Source organism: Candidatus Binatia bacterium (genome assembly GCA_036382395.1).
GTDB lineage: Bacteria > Desulfobacterota > Binatia > HRBIN30 > HRBIN30 > JAGDMS01.
This window is the reverse complement of record DASVHW010000151.1, coordinates 1-1,891: the sequence shown is the minus strand read 5'-3', so window position 1 is coordinate 1,891 and position 1,891 is coordinate 1. Positions and strand designations below refer to the sequence as shown.

General features: G+C 66.1%; 3 protein-coding genes. All 3 read right to left on the bottom strand.

From position 1 onward, the window contains the following. The coding region (locus VF515_06925) for a DUF3131 domain-containing protein (protein ID HEX7407369.1) at positions 1-961 on the bottom strand (961 nt) is incomplete at its 3' end. Positions 962-1,198: 237 nt separating this feature from the next. Next, a complete protein-coding gene (locus VF515_06920) occupies positions 1,199-1,342 on the bottom strand; it encodes a hypothetical protein (protein HEX7407368.1) in 144 nt (47 codons plus the stop codon). A gap of 66 nt (positions 1,343-1,408) precedes the next feature. Then, on the bottom strand, positions 1,409-1,891 hold a 483-nt coding region (locus tag VF515_06915; protein ID HEX7407367.1), incomplete at its 5' end, for a hypothetical protein.

Below are 1,891 nucleotides of genomic sequence, written 5' to 3'. Positions count from 1 at the left end.
GCTTGCCCGATTGCGGGTCCGTATAGACCTGCCAGTAGCCGCCCACGGGCCACTGTCCCTGCCACGAGAAATCCGGATCCGTCGAGCATTGCTGCGGCGGCAGGACTCGCCAGCTGCGCCACCACACGTCGCCGGGCATCTGATGCAACCCCATGCCTACGTAGGCGGAAATCCTGGGGTCGCTATAGAACGCGCCGTTGTGGTAGTAGTGCTCCCAGTTCGTGCCCTGATCGACCGGCAACCCCACGTAGTAGCCGCCGTACATCTGGCCGGTCGGCTGGTTCCCGGCGATGGCGGTGTTGACGTTGCAGGGCGTCTGCGCCCGGTTGTCGTAGAAGAGCGCGAAGTCCATCGGCGCCAGCAAGCTATTCACAAGCTGTTTGAGCTCCGGCATCGCCGATCGCGCCACGATCAGCCCGGAGGCGTACCAGCCGTTGTCGACATTGGAGATGAAGAAGCAGTTGTCGAAGGCTGGCGCCGTCTCGGTCGAGCAGTCGGCCTGGCCCGGGTTGAGGATTGTGTGCCCGGTCGTGGTGTCGTACCACTGATATAGGAACCCATGGTCGCGCTCGAGCGTGCCGACCTCGGTTAGCGTGGCGGCGATGCGGTCTCGAGCCTCCGGCCTGCTGATCAGCTTGAGATCGTTCGCAGCCACCACGGCCCAGAGATAGACGCCGATGTTGGCAGCTGAGGTATAGGCGCCGCGCGTGTTGCCCGGACCGATGTTGTCCAGCGGCAGATGGGTGTTTGGATCCACGTCTGTCTTGTAGAAGTTCCAGGTATCGCGCGCGATGCCGTAGAGGACTTCGCGCTGCGGCGCGGTGAGTTCGCCACCATTCCCATTGTCGGCATACACGGACGATGGGAATGGCGGGATAGCGAGCGCTGCCAGGAGAGCGATCAGCAGGGCCGCGCCGGGGCCGCGCCGGAATCGGGTGGTTCGGCTGAATGTCCGCGTCATGACTGTCAGATCCTCCTCGCCATAGGTCGTTGTGCGGCTCACGCGGCGCTCGCGAGCCTCCGGATCGCCAGCGCGCCGGGTATCTCCTCGCGGCGACGTCTTGGGTGCGAAGGCACTGTGCTAGCAGGGGTCCGCGATGTCATGACGCTTCGTCATCGTGAGAGGGTCGTCGGACCGGTCGGGATGGGCCGCGGCGGGCCCGAGCGGGTCGGCGGGCGGAGCGTGTCCGCCGCGCGCTCAGTTCTTCCTGCGTTTGCTCGCCGTGGGTTCGCCGTCCCAGCCCGTGTTCGAGAACGTCGGCACGAACCGATAGCCCTGGCCGGGGACCGTGGCGATGAAGCGCGGATGCCGATAGTAGTGGCGCACGTCGCGACGATGCATATCGGAACGACATGCTCGCCCCGCCGGTGGATTCGGATTCGTGATTGACGCGTGCTGCCGAGCGTCTCACGGTTGGAGTGGCACCACGTGAGTCACGACGAACGTCCCGCGGCAACCCTCGATTGTCCCCGCTGCAGGTTCAGGCGTTCCCATGCCCGGCACCCGCCCGATCTCGCGGCATGTCTGGGCAGCGGGGTCGTCATAGCGGCCGGTGATACGGACGTTCATGGAGATCCTCCCGGGCAAGGAGATGCCGCTCGCGGGATCGACGGCCACCAGCAGGGAAGGGGCCCCGTTCTTGCGCGTCTCTCCAACAAGCTCCAGCAAACCGGATGGGCACCCGAGCCAGGCTGGCTCGACAGACACCGGGCAGTCGACGGCGGCACCGATGGGATACGCGTCGAGGGTCAGGGGAGCATTCCCGTAGCAGGCGATCGGATCGGTCTGGTCGCTGAGCGCCGCAATGTCTGGCGGGGGGTTGACGCAACCGGCGGCCGGGGTCTGGGTTGGCACCGGTGTCGGGCTGGGTAGCGTCGCGGACGGGATCGC

Coding starts and splice junctions, on each gene's coding strand:
- VF515_06920 (HEX7407368.1), bottom strand. CDS start 1,342: ATGCATCGTCGCGACGTGCGCCACTACTATCGGCATCCGCGCTTCATC.